Annotated in this window: 22 protein-coding genes; all 22 read right to left on the bottom strand. The window is 41.5% G+C overall.

Annotated features, from left to right (window positions below; genetic code table 11):
- Nucleotides 1–14: 14 nt before the first annotated feature.
- The 22 genes from ACIY14_RS00860 to xseA all read right to left on the bottom strand — a co-directional run bounded on the left by ACIY14_RS00860 (nucleotide 15) and on the right by xseA (nucleotide 22,837).
- Nucleotides 15–1,319 (bottom strand): McrC family protein, encoded by a 1,305-nt coding sequence (locus ACIY14_RS00860; protein WP_409001285.1) that lies wholly within the window; start codon nucleotides 1,317–1,319, stop codon nucleotides 15–17.
- Nucleotides 1,306–2,958 (bottom strand): AAA family ATPase, encoded by a 1,653-nt coding sequence (locus ACIY14_RS00855; protein ID WP_409001201.1) that lies wholly within the window; start codon nucleotides 2,956–2,958, stop codon nucleotides 1,306–1,308. The genes ACIY14_RS00860 and ACIY14_RS00855 overlap by 14 nt, the downstream gene beginning before the upstream one ends.
- Nucleotides 2,959–3,122: 164 nt before the next feature.
- Complete coding sequence (locus ACIY14_RS00850) at nucleotides 3,123–3,902, bottom strand: L-threonylcarbamoyladenylate synthase (protein WP_409001200.1); 780 nt, start codon at nucleotides 3,900–3,902, stop codon at nucleotides 3,123–3,125.
- Between the two features lie 27 nt (nucleotides 3,903–3,929).
- Complete coding sequence (leuD, locus tag ACIY14_RS00845; RefSeq protein ID WP_409001199.1) at nucleotides 3,930–4,523, bottom strand: 3-isopropylmalate dehydratase small subunit; 594 nt, start codon at nucleotides 4,521–4,523, stop codon at nucleotides 3,930–3,932.
- Nucleotides 4,524–4,532: 9 nt separating this feature from the next.
- Nucleotides 4,533–5,915 carry a 3-isopropylmalate dehydratase large subunit gene (leuC, locus tag ACIY14_RS00840; RefSeq protein WP_409001198.1) on the bottom strand — a complete coding sequence of 461 codons (1,383 nt, stop codon included), beginning with the start codon at nucleotides 5,913–5,915 and terminating at the stop codon, nucleotides 4,533–4,535.
- 3 nt (nucleotides 5,916–5,918) lie between these two features.
- The gene (locus ACIY14_RS00835) at nucleotides 5,919–6,188 is read right to left on the bottom strand and encodes a DUF1294 domain-containing protein (RefSeq protein ID WP_409001197.1); all 270 of its coding nucleotides are present in this window, start codon (nucleotides 6,186–6,188) and stop codon (nucleotides 5,919–5,921) included.
- Complete coding sequence (leuB, locus tag ACIY14_RS00830; protein WP_409001196.1) at nucleotides 6,185–7,222, bottom strand: 3-isopropylmalate dehydrogenase; 1,038 nt, start codon at nucleotides 7,220–7,222, stop codon at nucleotides 6,185–6,187. The genes ACIY14_RS00835 and leuB overlap by 4 nt, the downstream gene beginning before the upstream one ends.
- Nucleotides 7,223–7,233: 11 nt before the next feature.
- Nucleotides 7,234–8,796 (bottom strand): 2-isopropylmalate synthase, encoded by a 1,563-nt coding sequence (locus ACIY14_RS00825; protein ID WP_409001195.1) that lies wholly within the window; start codon nucleotides 8,794–8,796, stop codon nucleotides 7,234–7,236.
- A gap of 313 nt (nucleotides 8,797–9,109) precedes the next feature.
- Nucleotides 9,110–9,766, bottom strand: a complete 657-nt coding sequence (locus ACIY14_RS00820; protein WP_409001194.1) for an MmcQ/YjbR family DNA-binding protein — start codon at nucleotides 9,764–9,766, stop codon at nucleotides 9,110–9,112.
- A 43-nt stretch (nucleotides 9,767–9,809) separates the two neighbouring features.
- Nucleotides 9,810–10,442, bottom strand: a complete 633-nt coding sequence (locus ACIY14_RS00815; RefSeq protein WP_409001193.1) for a copper homeostasis protein CutC — start codon at nucleotides 10,440–10,442, stop codon at nucleotides 9,810–9,812.
- Between the two features lie 93 nt (nucleotides 10,443–10,535).
- Nucleotides 10,536–10,895: a YbaN family protein gene (locus tag ACIY14_RS00810; RefSeq protein ID WP_409001192.1), complete on the bottom strand. Its 360-nt coding sequence runs from the start codon at nucleotides 10,893–10,895 to the stop codon at nucleotides 10,536–10,538.
- A gap of 107 nt (nucleotides 10,896–11,002) precedes the next feature.
- On the bottom strand, nucleotides 11,003–13,090 hold the full coding sequence (gene topA / locus ACIY14_RS00805; protein WP_409001191.1) for a type I DNA topoisomerase: 2,088 nt from the start codon (nucleotides 13,088–13,090) through the stop codon (nucleotides 11,003–11,005).
- Nucleotides 13,091–13,207: 117 nt separating this feature from the next.
- Nucleotides 13,208–14,056 carry a DNA-processing protein DprA gene (gene dprA / locus ACIY14_RS00800; protein WP_084921812.1) on the bottom strand — a complete coding sequence of 283 codons (849 nt, stop codon included), beginning with the start codon at nucleotides 14,054–14,056 and terminating at the stop codon, nucleotides 13,208–13,210.
- An 80-nt stretch (nucleotides 14,057–14,136) separates the two neighbouring features.
- The gene (locus ACIY14_RS00795; protein WP_409001190.1) at nucleotides 14,137–14,760 is read right to left on the bottom strand and encodes a hypothetical protein; all 624 of its coding nucleotides are present in this window, start codon (nucleotides 14,758–14,760) and stop codon (nucleotides 14,137–14,139) included.
- A gap of 137 nt (nucleotides 14,761–14,897) precedes the next feature.
- Complete coding sequence (gene lepA, locus ACIY14_RS00790; RefSeq protein ID WP_001047196.1) at nucleotides 14,898–16,721, bottom strand: translation elongation factor 4; 1,824 nt, start codon at nucleotides 16,719–16,721, stop codon at nucleotides 14,898–14,900.
- Between the two features lie 78 nt (nucleotides 16,722–16,799).
- On the bottom strand, nucleotides 16,800–17,528 hold the full coding sequence (locus ACIY14_RS00785; RefSeq protein WP_409001189.1) for a metallophosphoesterase family protein: 729 nt from the start codon (nucleotides 17,526–17,528) through the stop codon (nucleotides 16,800–16,802).
- A complete protein-coding gene (gene recN / locus ACIY14_RS00780; RefSeq protein ID WP_409001188.1) occupies nucleotides 17,529–19,196 on the bottom strand; it encodes a DNA repair protein RecN in 1,668 nt (555 codons plus the stop codon). It abuts the gene before it with no gap.
- Nucleotides 19,197–19,202: 6 nt separating this feature from the next.
- On the bottom strand, nucleotides 19,203–19,634 hold the full coding sequence (locus ACIY14_RS00775) for an arginine repressor (protein WP_001034409.1): 432 nt from the start codon (nucleotides 19,632–19,634) through the stop codon (nucleotides 19,203–19,205).
- Nucleotides 19,627–20,442: a TlyA family RNA methyltransferase gene (locus ACIY14_RS00770; protein ID WP_409001187.1), complete on the bottom strand. Its 816-nt coding sequence runs from the start codon at nucleotides 20,440–20,442 to the stop codon at nucleotides 19,627–19,629. The genes ACIY14_RS00775 and ACIY14_RS00770 overlap by 8 nt, the downstream gene beginning before the upstream one ends.
- Nucleotides 20,435–21,310 carry a polyprenyl synthetase family protein gene (locus ACIY14_RS00765; RefSeq protein WP_409001186.1) on the bottom strand — a complete coding sequence of 292 codons (876 nt, stop codon included), beginning with the start codon at nucleotides 21,308–21,310 and terminating at the stop codon, nucleotides 20,435–20,437. The genes ACIY14_RS00770 and ACIY14_RS00765 overlap by 8 nt, the downstream gene beginning before the upstream one ends.
- A complete protein-coding gene (locus ACIY14_RS00760) occupies nucleotides 21,307–21,519 on the bottom strand; it encodes an exodeoxyribonuclease VII small subunit (RefSeq protein ID WP_000043226.1) in 213 nt (70 codons plus the stop codon). Before ACIY14_RS00760 ends, ACIY14_RS00765 begins: the two co-directional genes overlap by 4 nt.
- A complete protein-coding gene (xseA, locus tag ACIY14_RS00755) occupies nucleotides 21,497–22,837 on the bottom strand; it encodes an exodeoxyribonuclease VII large subunit (RefSeq protein WP_409001185.1) in 1,341 nt (446 codons plus the stop codon). The genes ACIY14_RS00760 and xseA overlap by 23 nt, the downstream gene beginning before the upstream one ends.
- Between the last annotated feature and the right edge of the window lie 113 nt (nucleotides 22,838–22,950).

Below are 22,950 nucleotides of genomic sequence, written 5' to 3'. Positions count from 1 at the left end.
AAACAGTGAAGAGATTACTTTCTCCCCACTTCTTCATCAATAATCGCTTTAAAATTTTCTTCTGAATTTTCCATCATTTTACAAAATGCACTATAGGATGAGGCATTCTGAGGGATTCGAATAGACCACTTTTTAAGCAAGACTCCGTACCCCGCTACTTCTCCTATCTCACTATTTACTGATCGCTCTACACTAGGAAAAATCAATCCAGCTTTCTCAGCTTTTAAAATATAAGAATAGGAAATCAGCTGGAACAAGTCCTCACGGTTGATTCCTTTTTCAGTGAACTCCAGTTTTTTATATTTTGCATCTAGAACAATCTTTCGTTCTCTGTCATAAAAATCTGGATATACTTTTCGTTTCCCAACAGAAAATACTGAAATTCCATTCGTCTTATCCTTATTTCTGGGATGTACAAAACCTTTTGGCAACAGGGTGTAAATATACTCTTCCCAGAGCCAGGCAATATCAAAAAGAATACCATGTACCCTTTGGGCTTGAGGTCCAAGACCATGCTTTTCTCTACTCAGAATCATCAAGCAGAGTTCCTGTAATTTTCTATACTCTCTGAAATAGGCGTGTCGGATGGGTTTGATTTTATTCATCCTGATAATCTTAGCACGATCAGCTAGTTTATAAGATGAAGTTACACGAATGATTTCTGCCATATTTTCACGATTACTATCGATCAGAACTCCAAAACTTTTTTGAGTTTTTATGTACTCAATCGTATGTCGAATCAACTGCATGAGTGGATTATCATAAGTAAACTCTCTAGTTGTATAGGCAATATTTCCCATAAAAGGGAGATTTTTTTTCAGATGATTTTCAACATCTAGTACGCCCTTCACATGACTATCGTTATGGAAAAATCGCTGGTATTCCTTATAAAGACCTTTTCTGAGAGCAGCTTGCATATATTTGGGAAAGAGGTAAATCAAGAGTTGATAGAGCTTATCTTCAGGAGACAGACCGACATCCAAACTAGTGAGATTGATATGAAGAACCTTTTGTAAAAGATAATGCAAAAAATGGTCGTTACTTTCATCAGAAAAACGAGAGGAAATCGTCAATTTTTCCTGACCACACCCCAGAAAACCAATCACATTTCCAGTCTTAATTTCCTGATTGACAGTTTCAAAAATCTTTTGGTCCTTCTCTAAATCAGGAGAATTCATCAAATCATTTGGGAAAATAAAGATATTGTCCTCTCTAGAAAGGTTATCCAGTGTTCTATCAAGAAGAGCTTGACTTAGTTTGGGATATTCAGCGACAAAGTCTTCTTTAGCAATTCTATGCTGATTATCAGTTATCCGCATCATTATCACCAGTATCTTGGGGTTCTGTTTGCTCCTTATTTGTCAGATCAAATGCTTTTTTCAATGTTTGCAGAGTTTCATCCTCTTCATAAGAACCACGCAAGTAGTCTTCTAGGAGGGGTTTAATATAATCAGACCAGAGTAATTCATAGTCAAAATCTACATCCTTCAACTTAAGGAAATAACTTGGTCCGATATGATAATGGCTATTTAGCTCCTGAACGTTTTCGATAGCAGCGTTCAAATTTCTAAGACGAATTTTAGCTTCTTCAGCCTTATCACCAAGAGCATCATCTAGCATGACTAGTTGGCTTTCAGCAGTAACTTCAACAAAACGGAAACGACGGCGCATTGCAAAATCAAAGGTGTCCACCGAACGGTCAATATCATTCATTGTTCCGATGATGTAAACATTTTCGGGGATATAAAACTTTTCATCAGTTTCGTGTAGATTTGCATATTGGGTAGAAACACTTCCCTTTTCACCACGATATCCAGGGTCAATAGAGAAAAAGAGTTCACCAAAAATCTTAGAAATCTCACCACGATTAATCTCATCGATGATGAAGACGAATTTCTTATCTGTGTTGATCTTTGTTGGAGAGACATAATCTTTCAGACCAAATCTTTTCTTTAAAGTTTCAAGGACTTTTTTTCCTTGGTTACGATAAAAGGGCTTTTTCAGATAATTTTCGTCTTTATAGAGTTCATAAACATAAGATTTTGTTAAGACAGTTCCTTTGGCTTTAGTTTCATAATTGATATTAAAATTATTTCGACTATTTACTGTTAGATAGGAAAATTCTGTCAAATATTCTTTTTCATCTCTACTATTAACATACTCAAGATAAAGATCCCAAGCTTCATCAAAATTATCTTGTCCTCCAGTTTTCTGAGCATCTATAGCATTCTGACAAAACTTCTTAAAAATACCTTCTTTTAATTTAAAAAATATACTGCCATCCTCATTTGAATCCGGTCTTAAACCCTCAACAAAATCCGTATAATCATAAGATGGGTGAAACTGTACAAAGCCGATTTGGTCTTCATCGCCATCCGTTAATTCTTTAGCAATTTCTTTAGCAAGATAAGTTTTTCCTGTGCCAGGTGCACCACGGAGTATGAGGTTTTTGGATTTTTTTAATATATCTAAATAATCGTTAATATTTTTATTCATAACAACTTTCTCTACATTTTTTCTGTATGTACCATTTAGAATAGATTTATATAAATTGATACGTTCTGAATTTCTATCCCAGTTGATGGTTTGTCTTGTACCTTTTTTACCTTGGTATTCCCATCCACCATCTACTTTCAACCATTTAACACCAATACAATGTTTAAATGTTTTTTTAGATTCGTCAAAATAATAAGGTTTCACACATTGACCAATTCCTAAAATTTCCTTAAACCCTGTGATAGCTATTATGTAATCATCTTTTTTTATGTCATGAGCAAATTTCCAAATAAATTTATCTCTCTGTTTTCCCTGTTTCAATTCTTGAGGATTTTTATAATCTAGAATACTAGACAAATTAGAATCAAAATCTATACAAGCTATATTCTCTTCTTTAAATAGGGACCAAACTTTTCCACCTCCTCCTGCAACTATCATCCAATAATTTAATTTTTCTTCCATTTTGTAACTCCATTTTCATATTATAGGCTAGTTAGTATTTAATATTTCAAAACCCTATTTCACATATAGAATATCATATCTATATAAAAAAGAAAAGAAATTCTAAACAAAAAGCCCAGCGTTAGGAGCTTCAATTTCTCTTAACACTAGACTTCTTTTCAATCTTAATAATACTCGCCTTGGCGGTAGTCCCATGAGTTAAAGGTATCTGACAAGTGCATCATGATTTTATCAATGTCAAGCCCTTTACGGATCACAACTGGAGCTGGTGAGATTGAGCGGGCTCCTCCTTGTTCTGGGATGAGTTTTCCGTCTTTATCGACCATAGAGACCATCACACCTTGCTCATAGCGCGTTTCAATCGTTTTGTCAGGTTGGATGGATGCCACATAGTCGTCTGCTTCGATGACAAGGTCCACTGCTCCTTCAATACGTTCTCCGATTCCTTCCACCTTACCTCGGTTTCCTTTACCAGATGGGTTGGCTGATGAGGCATAGACCATTTTACCTTCTTCCCACAGTTTAACAGCCAACTGTTCACCAGCTTTACCAAACTTGATGACAAAACAGCTCGTTCCACGAACGTCAGTCATAAGTTCTTCACGGCCATCACCGTATGCTTTGAGTTTTTCAAAGGCTTCTGGTTTCCATGGAAGGATACAGCCAAGGAGAATATCTTCATCCCAATGTTTTTGGTAGAAGGCTTCAATTTCTGGATTGAGTTGCGCTAAAGCGCGAAGCTCATCCATGCTACCACAAAGAACAACTCCGGGTTTGTTACGGTTACGCTCTTTGGCTTCAAACTTGCGTTCAAGACCTGCCTTATCGCTAGTCATGATGATGTAACCAACTTTTGTAGGGCAAACGATGCAACCGCCCTCCCCTTTTAAAATGTCATAGCCTTCTTGTGAAAGTGTTCCGTTCCATTGAATGTGTTTTGTCATAATTCTATAGTTCCTTTTCTATTTTTTCTAATCCTGCCAGTAGGCTGGTCGTTGTTTTTCATAGGCAGCAATCAAGTCTTCATACTGCAAAGTAATTCCGATATCATCCAAACCATTTAAAAGCTTATGTTTCCATTCGCTATCAATTTCGAAAGAGAATTCTCCAACTGGTGAGATGATTTTTTGTTGTTCCAAGTTCACAGTTACCTGATCGCTTGGTTGTAGTTGGGCTAGTTTCTCTCTAACCTCTCTAGGCTGAACAATGGGCAACATTCCATTATTGAGTTCATTATTGTAATGAATGTCCCCGAAAGAGCCTGCAATCACGACCTTAAAACCATAGTCGGCTAGAGCCCAAGCTGCGTGTTCCCTCGAAGACCCCGCACCAAAGTTATCCCCTGAAATGAGAATACTGGCTTTGCGATATTCAGGTCGGTTAAAGACAAAGTCTGGATCCTCAGTGTAGTTATCGTCCAGATAACGCCAAGCATACATGAGATACTTACCAAAGCCTTTTTTATCAATTAACTTGAGAAACTGCTTGGGGAGGATTTGGTCGGTGTCGATGTTATCATTCATGAGAGGAACTGTCGTTCCCGTATAAACTGTAAATTTCTCCATATCCTCTCCTTACTGGGCCTCTGGCATTTGCCGAACATCTACGAAACGCCCTGCGATAGCTGCCGCAGCTGCCATGGCTGGACTGCAGAGATGGGTTTTAGCACCAAATCCCTGTCTATCTTCAAAGTTACGGTTGCTGGTTGAGGCACAGTGAACACCATCAGGTACCTTATCTGGATTCATCCCTAGGCACATAGAACAACCTGGGTCTCTCCATTCAAAGCCAGCATCTAAGAAGACCTTATCCAAACCCAACTTCTCCGCAGCTCGTTTGACAGGACGAGAACCTGGTACTACGATTGCTGTTAGATTGGGAGCAATCTTCTTCCCTTTGACAAATCGCGCAGCCAGTTGCAAGTCACTGAGCCGAGCATTGGTACAAGACCCGATAAAAATATATCCTAGTTCAATATCCTCTGGCTTTTGACCAGGAACCAAGTTCATGTAATGATAAGCTCGTTCATCATTCATATCCTTAATTTCTGGGAAGCTACTGTCAAAGTCGACGCCCATAGCAGGATTGGTTCCCCAGGTCACCATAGGAGCCAAGTCTGAGACATCCATCCGGATAACCTTATCATAAACAGCATCATCATCGCTGACAAGCGTCTTCCAGTCAGCAACCGCCTCCTCAAAAGCTTCGGGGACGCATTCCCGTCCCTTGAGATAGTCATAGGTGGTCTGATCTGGATTCATAATTCCCATCTTAGAACCAAACTCGATGGACATATTGCAGATAGTCATTCTCTCTTCCATGGTCAGTGCATCAATCGCTTGCCCACGATATTCCACCACATATCCTACACCACAAGCAACGCCATACTTGGCAATTAAGGCGAGAATGTAATCCTTAGAATAAACTCCTTTTTGAGGAACACCAGTGAATTCTACCAACATTTTCTTGGGTTTAACCTGCCAGAGGGTCTGGGTAGCAAAGACATGCTCGACCTCACTGGTCCCAATCCCAAAGGCGATAGCTCCGAAAGCTCCGTGAGTAGCTGTGTGACTGTCTCCACAAACGATGAATTTTCCTGGTTGTGTCCGTCCTGTCTCTGGACCTACCATGTGAACGATTCCCTGCTTTTCAGAACCGTGGGCTGCATGTTCAATCCCAAACTCCTCAACATTTTCAGCAAGCTTATCAATTTGAGCCTTAGAAATAACATCTCGAATATCGTAGATATTGACCGTAGGGACATTGTGGTCAAAGGTTCCAAATGTCAAGTCTGGTCGTCTCAATCTGCGTCCTGCATCTCGCAATCCTTGAAAAGCCTGAGGACTGGTCACCTCGTGAATATAGTGCTGATCTACATACATGAGTTGGGGTTGCCCCTCTTCTCCTGTGATGATATGGCGTTCCCATAATTTATCAAAAATCGATTTTCCTGCCATCCATTACCTCCAAATAAAATATAAGGCTACTAGTGTGGTCACCATCCCGAGAAACCAAACTGTTTTAAAGTACCATTTTCTAGTCTTGTGGTGAAAGGCGATTCCTGCCAACCAGGCACCAAAACCACCACAAGTAAGGGCTAAAATGAGTAAGATTTTCTCTGGGACGCGCCAAGCACCTCTTCTTGCCTTGGATTTGTCAATGCCATAAATCAAGAAAACCAGCAAATTCCAAATCAAGAGGGTAAGCGTGATTCCTTCATTTATCTTCATAATCTTTCAATGATGGCTTCTGTCATTTCCTTGGTTGAAGCCTGTCCTCCTATATCTCCTGTTAAAACGCCTGCTGCCAAACTGGCTTCCACTGCATGTTCGATACGCTCCGCATCCTCATAACGTCCAAAGCTATCTCTCAACATCATGGCCACTGATAAAATCATGGAAATAGGATTAGCAATTCCTTGACCTGCAATATCAGGTGCTGAACCGTGAATGGGCTCATAAAGGCTTGGACCATTTTCAGAATGACTGGCTGATGGCATGACCCCAAGTGTGCCAGATAGAACGCTTGATTCATCCGAGAGAATATCTCCGAAAAGATTTTCTGTCACGATGACATCAAACTTGGCAGGATTGGTAATCATGAGCATGGCAGCTGAGTCCACCAACTGGTGTTCCAGGGTTACATCTGGGAAATCCTGCGCAACCTCCTCAGCTACTCTCCGCCAGAGTTTTGATGTCGCTAGAACATTTTGCTTATCGATGCTAGTAACGATTTTTCTCCGACTTCTTGCGATTTCAAAGGCCTTACGAAGAATCCGCTCTACTTCCTCATAGCTGTAGTCGTTGATATCACGCGCTTTGCGCTCTTCTAGAATATGATCTCCAAAGTAAATACCACCTGTCAACTCACGCACCACGACAAAGTCTACCCCAGCAATTCGTTCAGGTTTGAGAGGTGATAAGTGCTTGAGACTCTCAAAAATCTTGACCGGTCGTATATTGGCGTAGAGATTGAGTTCCTTACGGAGAGCCAGCAAGCCTTGTTCGGGCCGAACCGCTGCCCCATCATACTGAGGACTACCAATAGCTGCTAGGAGAATTGCATCTGCTTCCCTACTTGCCTTGAGGGTTTCATCAGGTAAGGGATACCCCATAGCATCAATACCTGCACCACCAAAAGGGTGTCTGTCTATTTCATAGACAAATCCTGTTTTTTCAGATAGAGCCTCCAAAACCTCCAAACCAGCTTCCATAATTTCTGGACCGATTCCATCACCAGCTAGAGCCACTATTTTCTTTGTCATAGCATTCTCCTTTACACGTTAGGCAGATCGCGATAGGAAACGCTTCGTCCCATCTCACCAGCATTCTCCTTTTGAACAAAGGTATTGGCATTGATGTAGGCAATAGCTGAAGCCTTCAGTACATCGAAATCAATCCCTGCTGCATTAAAGATGGTCTCTGTATCTCTGTTTTCAACAGTCACCAATACCCGAGCCTGGGCATCGATCCCGTCTGTCACAGCATCAATAGTATAGGACACCAAGCGGACAGATTGGTTGAAGAACTTATCGATAGCGTTAAAGATTGCTTCAACGGAACCTTGCCCTGTTGCATTAAATTCGACTTTTTCACCATCCATATTGGCTAGGCTAACAAGTGCTTCAATGTCATTATCTGCATGAGTTTGAAGTTGTAAATCATCAAAGTGGAAGCCTTCTGGATTTTCAACCATGGTTCCAGCTACCAGAGCTCGAATATCTGCATCTGTGATTTCTTGTTTCTTGTCCGCTAACGCCTTGAACTTAGCAAAGAGTGGTTTGATATCCTCTTCTGTAAAGTCTAGAGCCAATTCTCTTAGTTTCTCAACAAAAGCATGGCGACCTGACAATTTTCCAAGCGGAAGGCTATTACTCTTAACACCAACCAATTCAGGGGTGATGATTTCATAGGTAAGAGGATTTTTAAGAACTCCGTCTTGGTGAATACCCGATTCATGAGAGAAGGCATTTCCACCAACGACAGCCTTGTTTTTAGGAACTGGAATACCTGAGAAGCGAGAAACCATTTCTGACGTATTCATTGTTTCATCCAAAACAATATCACTAGTTGCTTGGAAGAAATCCTCACGAATCTTCAAAGCAACAGCTACTTCTTCAAGAGCAACATTACCTGCGCGTTCACCGATACCATTAATAGTTCCCTGGACACGTCCAGCACCGTGTTTAATTGCTGTCAAAGTATTTGCAGTTGCCATACCGAGATCATCGTGACAGTGGACACCAAAGACAACTTTATGATCTGATTTAATATTTTCAGTCAAGTGATCAAAGATGCGTGCAAACTCTTCTGGAGTCGTAAAGCCAACTGTGTCAGGGATATTGATATAAGATGCACCTGCATCGACCGCTGTTTGAACGACTTGTAAGAGGAAATCCAACTCTGTCCTAGTCGCATCTTCAGGAGAGAACTCGACAACCTCAAACTTAGAACGTGCATAAGAAACATGCTCCTTGATAGCTTCTAAAATCTCTTCCTTGCTCTTATTGAGCTTATACTTGCGGTGAATCGGACTGGTAGCGATAAAGACATGAATCTGTGGATACTTGGCATCCTTAAGAGCCTCATAACAAGCATCAATATCAGATTTTACAGAACGAGCTAATCCTGTCACTGCTGTTTTTTTCATGGCTCTAGCAATTTCTTGAACGGCTATAAATGAATCAGGACTAGCAGCCGGAAAACCAGCTTCAATTACAGAAATTCCCCATTTCTCCAGCTGCCTTGCAATGGAAACTTTTTCCTTTATTGAGAAGTTAACACCAGGTGTTTGTTCCCCATCACGAAGGCTTGTATCAAAAAATTCAACTTTACGCATAAGATTTCCCCTTTCCCAAATGTGGTTAAAAAAAACATCTCGCTTAGAAGCCCAAGCGAGATGTTGATTTACTCCCGCTTGGTAAGCCAAACAGGACTAATGCTTTTGCACTAGCCCGAGTACCTCAACAACAAAACAAATTGATTAAACTTAGCTGTTTTCATGTTTGACTTTCTCCTTCGTTTGATATCTTGTTAAGTATTTTAGCATAGGAAAAAACTCTTGTCAAGAAAAAATCCAATATTTTCTGAAAATTTCTTCAGTAAAGAATATTTTGCTAATTAAAAGTATTTGAAAACACAAGGGAATTTCCTTACTTTTTCAATGTCAAATTCCAACTGATTTCTAGCAAATCTAGAACTTCGTTATCCGATAAACTATCATCAAGAGCAAGACTAATCCAGTAGCGTTTGTTCATATGAAAGGCAGGGTAAATACCCTTTTGTGAGAGTAAGTCAGCAACGCAGTCATGTTTGAGGTTGACGGCTTCCACTAGCCCTTCTCTCCCCTTATCTAGCCTATCCCAAGGAATTCTCATTAAAACAGCATACCACTTTTGACTGTCTTCATGACGTAATACCGCTGTATCAGGAGATTTCTCCCACAGATATTCCAACTGATTGCCATGCTTTTCTTGAACTTGAGCCATGATGCGCTTAGTCTGAGGGCAGATAAAATCCTGCACGTCAAAACAAGCCTTCCGAATCTGATAGAGAATCTCCAAACAAGCCTCACGGACACTTCCAACAAAACTTCCCCTCATGCTTTCCATATGGACTTGAGGATAAAGGTCACCAGTCTCCTGATCAAAAACTTGAAAGCTCACATTATCCGTTGTGATGGACACATTCATGACAAAGTCGCCATCCAAGATCTGGAAACTGTAGGTCCAGACTCCCTCATTTTCTATAAAACCGTAAGCACTGGCTTTTTCTTGATTCAACTGATAGGATTTAAAAATTTCAAACATAAGTGAAAACTGCTACCAAAAGCTAGCAGTTCCTTTCTATTTTTTAAAAGACAACCTTAGTTCCATGCAATTGTGTCACACCCAGCTGATCGATAAAGGTTTGACGGTTATCCAAGTCAATCCCCCCACCTGGTAAAATTTCAATTTTACCTTTTGCATGTTCCAAAATTCTGTGATAGTGTTCAAAACGTTTCTCTAGCGAGTCACCAGACACACCAGCACGAGTTAAGATACGAGTGACACCAGCTTGGCTGAGCCAGTCAATGGCTTCCAACTGGTCTTCATCACTCAATTCATCAAAGGCCATGTGAAAGACAATTTCCATTCCTTTAGATGCGGCAATCAGCTTCTCAAGATTAGTTTTATCCACCTTCTTATCAGCAGTTAAAGCACCAAATACAACACCTTGACTTCCAGCCTGAGCAGTCAAACGAATATCCTCTAGCATGATTGCTATTTCAAGATCAGTATAGACAAAGTCGCCACCACGGGGACGAATCATAGTCATGATGGTGGTGTCGTAGTTAGCTGCCAGTTCAACCGCTACCTTGGTCACTCCATAGCTAGGTGTTGTTCCTCCTACTGCTAGATTGTCACAAAGTTCGATTCGACGAGCTCCAGCCTGCATCGCTTTTTCAAGCAAGGTCACATTTTCAGCACAAAATTCGTAAATCATTTGATTCTCCTTGATGTTTTCTTTAAATTTATTATATCATATTATTTTAAATATGCTTTCAATTTTTTCAAAGAAAATATCAAATTTCAGAAACTAATCTTTATCAGGAATGACTTTAAAGAGATAGTAGGTGATAAAGATAGTCAAGACTCCCAGACCGATTTTGACTAGTAAAAGAGGGGCAAAATAAATAGAAATTCCCATCAAGATATAGATAGATACGATGATTGTTTTCTTACGTTCACGCGCGATTGACTTGGTTTCCCGAAAGTCAGCTACATAGGTCTGATAAAGCTTTGTATGATAAAGCCAGTCTTCAAAACGTTTAGAAGATTTTGAAAAGCAAGCGATCGCTAACAAAAGAAAGGGCGTTGTTGGCAAAAGTGGTAGGACAACTCCAATAACAGCTAAAGCCAGTGAAATAAAGCCAATACTGAGGTAAATGATACGCATGATTTCTCCTAGATAAATTACTCTTCCTCTAGTTTCGCATACAAGGAGGAAATTTGTCAAGCCTCAACAAAAAAAGAGCCTGAAATTCATTTTCAGGACTCTGCATTCTATTTAATTTTTTCCTCTTCGTAGTCGCCATTACTACATACAACCTGCTTACCACCACCACGGACCTTTTTCTCCACAAGGAAGTGTCCGCATTTTGGACAATCACGTCCAATTGGTTTATCCCAGGAAGTAAATTCGCATTCTGGGTAACGATTGCAACCATAGAAGATACGATTACGCTTGGTTTTGCGTTCGATGATTTGTCCTTGATGACAGCTTGGACACTCGACACCAATCTCCTTAACAATCGCTTGTGTATGACGGCAGTCTGGGAAATTGCTACAAGCATAGAATTTACCAAAACGACCGAGCTTAATCACCATCGGACTGCCACAAACTTCACAGTCAAATCCAGCTGGTTCATCCTTAATCTGGATTTTTTCCATTTCAGATTCAGCCTTGGCTACTTCTTTAGAGAATGGTTTGTAAAAGGCGTCAATAACACGTTGCCACTGCTCTTTTCCTACTTCGACATCATCCAGTTTTCCTTCCATCTCAGCTGTGAAGGTCACGTTTACGATGTCTGGGAAATATTCAACGATGAGTTTGTTAACAATTTCTCCCAACTCTGTTGGTTCAAAACGTTTGGCTGCTAGACGAACGTAGTAACGTTTTTGGATGGTTTCAATGGTCGGAGCGTAGGTTGACGGACGTCCAACTCCATTTTCTTCCAAGGTCTTGATAAGAGTCGCTTCCGAATAGCGAGCAGGTGGTTGAGTGAAATGTTGTTCTGGCTTGCTATTGACCTGCTTGACCACATCTCCAACAGCCATATCTGGCAACATCTTGTTCTTGTCAGAGTCGTTGTAGATAGCAAGATAACCATCAAACTTAACTTGGCTACCATTTGCTGCGAACTGAACTCCATTTTGAGAGAGCTTGACAGCCATGGTATCAAAGATAGCCCCCGTCATCTGGCTCGCTACAAAACGGTTCCAGATAAGGGTATAAAGTTTGAGCTGGTCTTTGTCCAAGTACTTAGCGATGCTTTCAGGTGTATTAAAGACACTAGATGGACGAATGGCTTCGTGGGCATCTTGAGCACCTGAGGCATTCTTGACCCTGCTACCATGCTTGGAATACTTGCTACCAAAACGGTCGTTAATGTAGCTTGCCGCTTCGTTCTGAGCTACTGGACTAATACGAGTCGAGTCTGTACGCATATAGGTGATCAAACCTTGCACACCTGATCCGATATTAATCCCTTCATAAAGCTGCTGGGCTACCATCATAGTCTTTCGAGTACGGAAATTGATTTTGTTAGCCGCATCCATCTGCATGGTTGAAGTCGTATAAGGTAGGGGCGCATTGCGTTTGCGTTCTTTCTTGTCTACCTGGTCTACTGTAAAATCTTTACTCGATAGATGGGACAAGACTTCCTTGACTTCTTCATTGGTGGTCAATTTCATCTTTTTGCCATTCATACCATAGAATAAAGCCTGAAATTGCTTGGTTCCCTTCTTAAAGACACCATCAATTGTCCAGTATTCTTCCGGTTGGAAGGCATTGATTTCATTTTCACGGTCAATGATGAGCTTAAGAGCAACAGACTGCACCCGCCCAGCTGATAAGCCCTTCTTGACCTTTTTCCACAAAATTGGCGAAATCGAATACCCTACCAAGCGGTCTAAAACTCGACGAGCTTGTTGGGCGTCGACCAAGTCCATATCAATCTTGCGAGGTTCTTTAAAGGCATTTTTTACAGCGTCCTTAGTAATTTCATTAAAGACTACACGGTTGGCATCATTCTCGTCCAAGTTGAGAATGTGAGCCAAGTGCCAGGAAATTGCTTCTCCTTCACGGTCCGGGTCACTCGCCAGAAAGACTTTATTGGCCTTTTTGGCTTCTTTTTTCAAGTCATTGATGAGAGGACCTTTTCCTCGGATATTGATATACTGCGGTTCATAGTTATTTTCAATGTCGACCGACATACTGGATTTTTTCAAATCACGGATATGCCCGACACTGGCTAGAACCTTGTAGTTTCTGCCTAGATATTTCTCAATCGTTTTCGCCTTAGCAGGCGACTCCACGATGACTAGATTTTTTTTAACTGTTGATTTTTTCTTCTTTGTTGCCGTAGCCACACTATCACACCTTTTCAAAGTAATAAACTTTATAAAGTGTAAACCATTTTGCCATAACTGTCAAGACTTAGCTCCTATATATAGAAGAAAAGTTTATCTTAGTGAACAAATTTCTCCTTAAAATTCAAACTCAGCCAGCACATCTTGACCACTGGAAATCAGTTTTGCTCCCTCTTGGATCAGGTGGTGACAGCCATCTGAATGGCCATCTAAAATGTTTCCTGGAATGGCAAAGACATCACGCCCTTCCTCCATAGCACGCTCACAGGTGATGAGACTCCCTGAACGCATTCTTGCCTCTGCTACAATAACGCCACGGCACAGTCCTGCTATGATTCGATTACGAGCTGGAAAGTGAAATTTCAAGGGTTCCTCACCAGGTCCGTACTCGCTAAGTACCAAATGGTGATTGCCAATGTGTTCCTGCAAACGTTTATTGGCTCGGGGATAAAATACATCCAATCCTGTTCCAATCACTGCAATCGTTCTTCCTCCATTCTGGAGTGCAGCCATATGGGCAGCGGTATCAATCCCTTTGGCTAAACCACTGACAACAATTAACTCGTTTTCCAAACCTTGAATGACTTTCTGAACCGACTTTGCTCCCTGACTAGAACATGAACGGCTCCCTACAACAGCAACTTTCGGAAACTTTAACAAGTCCAGATTTCCTTTATAAAACAAGAGCACTGGAGCATCATAAATCTCACTCAGATCCCAAGGATAACAGTCATCAAGAATAGAAAAGGAGGGAAATTTCTGAAACTCCTTCTCCAACTGTGCATCATCTATCTGGAAATAGCGTTCCATAAAGACAGCAGGATTACGACAACCTGAAATTTCTGCAATATCACCCAGCAAGAGCTCCTGATCTACAGTCTCATCATATTCAAGAACAGTTAGAATCTGTTGATTGGTCAGCCCAGCTTTTCTCAATTTGTAAATCTCATAGTTTGTGATCTTCATATACAACTCCATTTCTTTTTCTACTCATCTATCTATTCGTAAAAAAATAAAAAGAAGACCAAGGATCTTCTTTTTTTCATTTATTCAGCTTTAGTAGTTGACCAGCTACTTTCAATCATCGGTAAGATTGTTTTTAAAGTTTCCCCATCCCCTTCAAGTGAAACATAGCGGATTTTACCATCATTTGATCGGAAAACCCAGGTAATGAGGTATTTCCCTGACTTAGCAATTGCATTGACAACATAGGCTTCATAACCTCCAATGGTCGATTTGGAGCCCCAAACCTTACTGAAATCAGGGCTTTGTTCTTTAGAAGTTAAAATACTAGATGAGACAGTCACAACATCCAGTTTAGCATATTCTTCTTCGCTGATATTGAACTGATCAGCCTTGAAGGTATTCAGCGTAACAATGTTGATATCTGTTCCATCGCAATACTGTATATCATTTCCACCTTCTACTTCATGGAATCGAACCCATGATTTGGGTACCTTGACAAAGCCATACTCATTCGATCCGATGATTTGCGTCTCTTCCTTTTTCGCTTCAGAAACAGCAGAACTAGAGCTACTTGTTTCCTGACTGCTAGAAGAACTAACAACCGCAGTCGAACTTTCTTCGGTTGCTGTTTGCGACTTATTGGAGCATGAAGCTAAAAAAGCACTAACAGTAACTACAGTACCTAAAATCAATAATTTTTTCATCCTACCACCTCTCCATCTGCATTATAAGAAAAATAAGAACTTCTGTCAAATTCTGACCTAATCTATTCTGTTAGTTTCCGATTTTATTGCTCACATTTAAATCAAAAACTCTTGAAGAATCTTCAAGAGTTTTGTTTCTATTCTTCATCCATACTCAAGACGCTAAGGAAGGCTTCTTGTGGGACTTCTACTGATCCAATGGCTTTCATGCGTTTCTTACCAGCTTTTTGTTTTTCAAGGAGTTTGCGTTTACGAGAAACGTCACCACCATAACACTTAGCAAGTACGTTCTTACGAAGGGCCTTGATATCAGTACGAGCTACGATCTTGTGTCCAATAGCTGCTTGAATCGGCACTTCAAATTGTTGACGAGGGATGATTTTCTTGAGCTTATCAACGATGAGTTTTCCACGTTCGTAGGCAAAATCCTTGTGAACGATAAAGCTAAGGGCGTCCACCTTGTCTCCATTGAGAAGGATATCCATTTTGACTAGCTTAGATGGGCGGTACTCTGACAATTCGTAGTCAAAACTTGCATAACCACGTGTTGAAGACTTGAGCTTATCAAAGAAGTCAAAGACGATTTCAGCAAGTGGAATTTGATAGATAACATTGACACGGTTATCATCAATATAGTCCATGGTCACAAAGTCCCCACGCTTGCGCTGAGCCAATTCCATCACTGCTCCGACAAACTCCTGTGGTACCATGATTTGCGCCTTAACATAAGGCTCTTCAATGGTCGCAATCTTAGTTGGATCTGGAAACTCTGATGGGTTAGAGACATCCATAGACTCACCGTCAGTTTGGTTAACCTTATAGATAACAGAAGGAGCTGTCATAATGAGGTCAATGTTGAACTCACGCTCTAAACGCTCTTGGATAACATCCATATGGAGGAGTCCAAGGAATCCACAACGGAAACCAAATCCAAGTGCCTGAGATGTTTCTGGTTCAAACTGCAAGCTAGCATCGTTGAGCTGCAGTTTCTCAAGTGCTTCGCGAAGGTCATTGTACTTGTTTGACTCAATTGGATAAAGTCCTGCAAAGACCATCGGATTCATTTGCTTGTAGCCATGTAATGGCTCTTCCGCAGGATTGGTTGCCAAGGTAACTGTATCACCCACACGAGTGTCTTGAACCGTCTTGATGGAAGCCGCAATATAACCAACGTCACCAGTCGCGAGGAAATCACGACCAACTGCTTTCGGTGTAAAAATTCCGACCTCAGTCACATCAAAGGTCTTACCATTGCTCATGAGCTGAATCTTATCGCCAGGTTTGACAACTCCATCCATGACACGCACTTGGAGGATAACCCCACGATAGGCATCATAAACTGAGTCAAAAATTAAGGCTTTTAATGGAGCTGAAACATCACCAGTTGGAGCCGGTACTTTTTCAACAATTTGCTCAAGAATCTCTTCGATACCAATACCAGCTTTGGCTGATGCTAAGACCGCTTCGCTGGCATCTAGTCCGATGACATCCTCAATCTCTGTACGCACACGTTCTGGATCGGCTGCTGGTAGGTCAATCTTGTTAATGACTGGCAGAATTTCCAAATCATTGTCCAAGGCTAGATAAACGTTAGCAAGAGTTTGAGCTTCAATCCCTTGCGCAGCATCAACCACCAAAATCGCTCCTTCACAGGCCGCTAGCGAACGCGACACTTCATAGGTAAAATCCACGTGCCCCGGCGTATCAATCAAGTGGAAAATATAGGTCTCGCCATCTTTTGCAGTGTAATTGAGCTCGATGGCATTGAGTTTAATGGTAATCCCACGTTCACGCTCAAGATCCATACTATCCAGAAGTTGGGCTTGCATTTCACGACTAGAAACCGTCTCCGTCTTTTCCAAAATGCGGTCTGCCAGCGTTGACTTCCCGTGGTCAATATGGGCGATAATAGAGAAGTTTCGAATCTTCTCCTGTCGTTTCTTTAATTCTTCTAAGTTCATGCTGCTCTTCCTTTCAGGGTATCTATTAATTATAAATTGTTTTTAACATTTTGACAAGACCATACCCTGCTAGGAGTACTAATCTTCGGCAATAAAGCCATCATTTTCAATAAAGTGGTGTTCTGTCATTCCTTGGTCAGTAAAGACGATTCCATGAAGGACACCACCATAGACAGCTCCTCCATCCATGCCAATCTTGCCATCTTCTGTTATCCAAAGCTCAGCTGTACCTCGGTCTTGCTTTAGCAAACCATAAACCGGTGTATGGCCAAAGACAATGGTTTTTCCAGTATGATTTTCGGCTTCGTGGAATGGTTTTCTGAGCCAGACTTTCTTGTAATCTGTGGTTTCATGCCAATCATCCAAGGTCAAATCAATACCAGCATGAACAAAGATATACTTGTCTGTCTCTACTACAAATGGCATTTGACGAATGAATTCGACCAAGTCCGCCGCTTCAGTCGCAACACGTTTAGCGTCTTCAACTGCATCCACAGGTGCATCTAAGGGACGACCTAGAATAGAGTTAATAGTTGTATCGCCACCATTTCGACGATAGTGGTCATAGCTTTCTTCTGGGTCATCGAGCCAAGTCAAAAACATATACTCGTGGTTTCCTGATAGACAGATAGCTCCATGATTGTCAACCAAGTCTTTGACCATTTCTAGAACACGGCGACTATCTTCACCTCGGTCAATCAAATCCCCTAGAAAAAGCAACTGGGTGTGACCATCCCATGTTTTGAGAAGGTCTTCCAACATACCTGCTTTTCCATGGACATCTCCAATTACATAATAATCTGTCATTTATTTCTCCCTCTTTTGCAATAATTCTCTGGCTTGGCTAAGGGCTGCTTCTGTTACATTCTCTCCTGCTAACATCTTAGCAACTTCCTCTACTCGCTCTTCTAAAGTCAAGAGACGAACTGTCGAAACAGTTGAATGTTCGTCACTAATCTTTTCAATAAAGAATTGGTAATCCGCAATCGCAATCACTTGTGGTAGATGAGAAATAGCTAAAACCTGACCATGTTGGCCAATCTTATGAATCTTCTGAGCAATGGCTTGGGCCACACGACCTGAAACTCCCGTATCCACCTCATCAAAGACAATACTAGTCTTGCCTTCTTTACGAGAAAAGGCGGATTTAATAGCTAGCATGAGGCGAGATAGCTCCCCACCAGATGCAACTTTGACCAAGGGTCTAAAGTCTTCACCTGGGTTGGTTGAAATGTAAAACTCAACCATTTCATTCCCCTCACGACTAAATTTGCCCTTGCTAAAGCGAACCTGGAATTGAGCCTTCTCCATATAGAGGTCTTGCAGTTCTTGTTTAATCTCCGCTTCAAGCTGCTGGGCCAAGTCATGGCGAGCAGATGCAAGCTGACCTGCCAAATCGACAAGATTAACTTCCAATTTTTTGAGCTCTGCTTCCATGTCTTCGGAAGAAAGGTTATTACCCGTCAAGAGATTGTACTCATCCGTAATCTTGGCAAAATAAAGCAAGACATCGTCTACAGTTCCACCATACTTGCGGGTAATAGTATTCAGAAGGTCTAAACGATTTTCAACCTGCATGAGGCGATTGCCATCAAAATCCAAGTCCTCAATAATATCTTCTAAACGCTTGCTAACATCTTCTAAAACATAGTAGGTTTCTGATAGAGAACTTGAAATTTCACGGTATTCAGGGTCATACTCTTCGACACTTTCCATGTCATTCATTGCTGAACGGACATTAGCAAGACTGGAGAATTCCTCATTGTCTAACATGCTATAGGCATTGGTTAGCGTATCCGCAATATTTTTATGATTGAGGAGTTTATCTCGTTCTTGGTTGAGAGCCAAGTCTTCACTAGCCTGCAAGTTTGCTGCATCAATCTCTGCCATTTGAAATTCCAACATCTCAATACGAGCCTTATGTTCCTGCTGGTTTTTCTTGACTTCTAGAACCTGCTTACGCTTTTTACGATAGGCATCAAAGCTCGTCTGATAAGTCTCCTTCAGCTCCAAGAAAGCTGCATCACCAAACTCATCCAACATCTGGATGTGCAGTTGAGGACGCATTAACTCCTCTTGGTCATGCTGACCATGGATATCTACAAGATGTTGCCCAATGGAACGCAAGACAGACAGATTAACCATCTGGCCATTCACGCGACTAATACTACGTCCGTTTTGGAGAATCTCACGGCGAATGATGATTTCATCACCCATTTCCAAACCTTGCTCATCAAAAAGTTCCTGTAAAACACGACTGTTTTCAACCGAAAAAAGTCCCTCAATCTCTGCCTTAGGAGCACCGTGACGAATAACGTCTGTCGTTGCTCGAGCTCCCAACATCATATTCATGGCATCAATGATAATCGACTTCCCTGCACCCGTTTCACCAGTCAGGACAGTCATACCCTTTTCAAAATTGAGCGAAATCGCCTCAATAATGGCAAAGTTTTTTATCGAAATTTCAAGTAACATACTGACCTACCATTTTTTGACTTGTTCAACGATTTCCTCAGCTGCCTCTGCTGTTCTGGCTACAATTAAGATAGAATCATCATCAGCTAGACAGCTAAAAATCTGTTCAGAGAATGCTTCAACCAACTGACTCTTCACAAAAATAGTATTTCCAGGAATGACAGAAAGGTTGATCATATTTCCCATTAACTCAGAACTCACAATATTGTCCTCAGCCAACTGCAAACTCTTAACAATTGATTTTGGCAACTCATAGATATAGGTGTTATTCTTCAAAGGAATTTTAACAATCCCAAGCTCCTTGATGTCCCTTGATACAGTGGCTTGAGTGGCAGAAATACCTGCTTCCCTCAAGTACTCAACAATTTCTTCCTGAGTCCCGATCTGATAATCCGTAACAAATCTTCTAATTTTTTCAAGTCTCTCTTTTTTATTCATCTTTAAATTCTCTATGTGCTCTCTCTACAACTTTTTCTATTTCAGGAGCAACTTGGTTACTTGCTCCCTCTTCCTTTTTCAAATATGCCAAAAATTCGATGTTTCCATGCCCACCTTGGATTGGTGAATAGTCTAATCTAAGCACTGAAAAACCTTGTTCAACTGCCATAGCAGTGACAGCTTCAAGGACAGTTTGATGAACCTTGGCATCGCGAATGATTCCATTCTTCCCAAGCTGCTCACGACCTGCTTCAAACTGGGGCTTAACCAGAGCCACCACCTGCCCTTGATCTGCCAAGACACGGTGCAAGGCAGGCAAAATCAGACTGAGGGAAATGAAACTCACATCAATACTGGCAAAGCTCGGTTCCTGCTCAAAATCAGTCTTTTCAGCATAACGAAAATTAAACTGCTCCATGCTGACAACCCGCGGGTCTTGACGCAATTTCCAAGCCAACTGATTGGTACCAACATCAACTGCAAAGACCAACTCAGCACCATTTTGCAACATGACATCAGTAAATCCTCCAGTGGAAGCCCCAATATCAATCGTGGTTGCTCCCTCCACTGACAAATCAAAGACCTGCAAGGCCTTCTCTAGTTTTAGACCACCTCGACTGACATACTTGAGTTTTTCACCCTTGAGTTTTAGCTCAGTGTCATCTGGGATTTTCTCTCCTGGTTTGTCAAAGCGTTCTCCATTAAGGACTGCTACGACTAGACCAGCCATGACACCACGCTTGGCTTGTTCACGCGTTTCAAACAAACCCTGTTTATAAGCTAGTACATCCACTCTTTCCTTAGCCATTGATTCTCAAACTTTCTACTATTTTCACAATCGATTCTGTTTCAAAGCTGACTTGCTGGGAAATTTCTTCTAATTTAGCCTCGGCTTGATCCAAAGTTTGGTTACAAAAGGCATTCGCCTCTTCCAAGCCCAGCAAGGCAGGATAGGTTGATTTTTCAGCTTGTAAATCCTTTTGTGGTGTTTTGCCGATTTCCTCAAAACTAGCTGTCACATCCAGCACATCATCTCTGACTTGAAAGGCCAGCCCAATCAATTCACCTACAGTTTTCAATTTTACTTGGATTTCAGGCGCTAATTCTGCTATGATAGCAGCTGCTTGGAAGGGATAGGCTAGTAATTTTCCAGTTTTATTGACATGAATGGTCTGGAGTTCTTCCAAGGACAAATGCTGGTGTTCGCCTTCCATATCCAAAACTTGCCCTGCCACCATACCTAGACTCCCTGAAGCAAGGGATAAGTTGGCAATCAGGTCCACCTTGATCTGACTTGGCAAATCTGCCTGGGCGATCAAGGCATAGGGATCTAGGAACAAGGCATCTCCTGCCAATATTGCCATCGCTTCGCCAAATTTCTTATGATTAGTTAGACGTCCCCGACGGTAATCGTCGTCATCCATAGCTGGAAGGTCATCGTGAATCAAGCTCCCTGTATGAATCATTTCCAAGGCAGCGGCCACTTGAGCGTGTGCTGGTTTAATAGCGACCTGCAAGGCTTCCAGAACTTCTAACAAGAGAAAAGGTCGAATACGCTTGCCACCAGCATGAACGGAATAGAGAACAGACTCTCGCAAACTAGAGGCAAACTGCTGGTCTCCATAAAAATCTTCCAAAGCCGATTCAACAAGAGCTAATTTTTCTTGCTTCTTCATTCAAAATCACTTTCTGTTCCGTCTTCTTGCATGACCTTGACCAAGGTTTTTTCAGCCTTGTCCAGCGTCGCTTGGAGCTCTTTTGATAAGACCATGCCCTTTTGAAAGGCAGCAATCGCATCTTCCAGAGCGATTTCACCATTTTCCAAACTTTGTACAATGGTCTCTAGTTCTGCTAGATTTTCCTCAAATTTCTTTTGTTTTGACATCTTTAACCTCTAATTCTACTTGACCATCTCGCATCAAAAGCGTCACTTGGTCTTTTTTATTCAACATCTCAACAGAATCGACTACGGACTCTTCTTTTTTGACAATTGCATAGCCACGCGCCACGATTCGACTGGTATCCAACATCAGTAGAGCTTCTGAAAGTCGCTTCACCTCAGCAACCTTGGCATCATAAACCAGCGCCATTTGGCTACGTAGGAGCTTGTCCAACTGACCTAGACGGTCTTGATAACGCTGGATTTTGGTAATAGGTGATAATTGTACCAGTTGATGCGTCCTTGCTTGGACTAGCTGTTTATTATCAGAAATCCGTGTTCGCAAACTTTGTTTTAATCGCAGTTGTAGTTGATCTAACCGTTGCAAATATCCATCGTACAAGCGCTCTGGCTGTCTAAAGATGACTGACTGACTGCATTTTTTCAGAGCTTCTTTTTTTCTTGACAGGACATTCTGAACTGCTGTTGCCATCCGTTTTTCCTGATTTTGAAAATGAGCTAATAGATCCAACTTGGTTACAGGTGTTGCCAGTTCAGCTGCAGCTGTTGGCGTTGCAGCCCGTCTATCTGCCACAAAATCCGCCAAGGTCACATCTGTCTCATGCCCCACACTAGAAATGATTGGCAAACGGGATTCAAAAATAGCCCGTACCACGATCTCTTCGTTAAAAGCCCAGAGATCCTCGATGGAACCCCCACCACGACCAAGGATGAGAACATCTAGGTCCTCACGTTGATTGGCACGAGCAATATTTCGAGCAATTTCCTCCGCAGCTCCATCACCTTGTACCTTGGTCGGATAGAGAAGGATATCAACACCTGGAAAGCGCCTGCTGACAGTTGTGATGATATCTCGAATAACAGCTCCACTGCGACTGGTTACCACACCGATTCGCTTAGCAAACTGGGGAAGAGGTTGCTTGAATCTCTCTTGAAACAGACCTTCTTCTGTCAGTTTCTTCTTGAGTTGTTCAAACTGAATCGCAAGCGCCCCAACCCCATCAGGCTCAGCTTTTTCAATGATGATAGAGTAGCTACCGCTTGGTTCATAGACCTGCACACGCCCAATCACATTGATTTTCATTCCCTCTTCCAAGTCGAAACCTAATTTCTGATAGATCCCTGACCAGATGGTCGCTTGAATAACTGCATGGTCATCCTTTAGGGAGAAATATTGGTGAGTAGGTCGTTTACGAAAGTTGGAAACTTGACCAGTTAAATAGACCCGTTCCAAGTATGGGTCTTTATCGAATTTCATTTTCAGATACTTGGTCAAAGTTGTTACCGATAAATACTTTTCCATCTCCACCTACTATTCATTTTCTTGCTTTTCCATGGGTATTATTATACCAAAAACATGCTTAAAAATCACCTTTTTCCTACTGAAACTAAAGGAAAAATAGAAAAAGGAGGCTA

Source organism: Streptococcus sp. ST16 (genome assembly GCF_046098135.1).
Taxonomy (GTDB): Bacteria; Bacillota; Bacilli; order Lactobacillales; family Streptococcaceae; genus Streptococcus.
The sequence above is the reverse complement of the archived record's forward strand: the minus strand, read 5'-3'. Positions and strand labels throughout refer to the sequence as shown.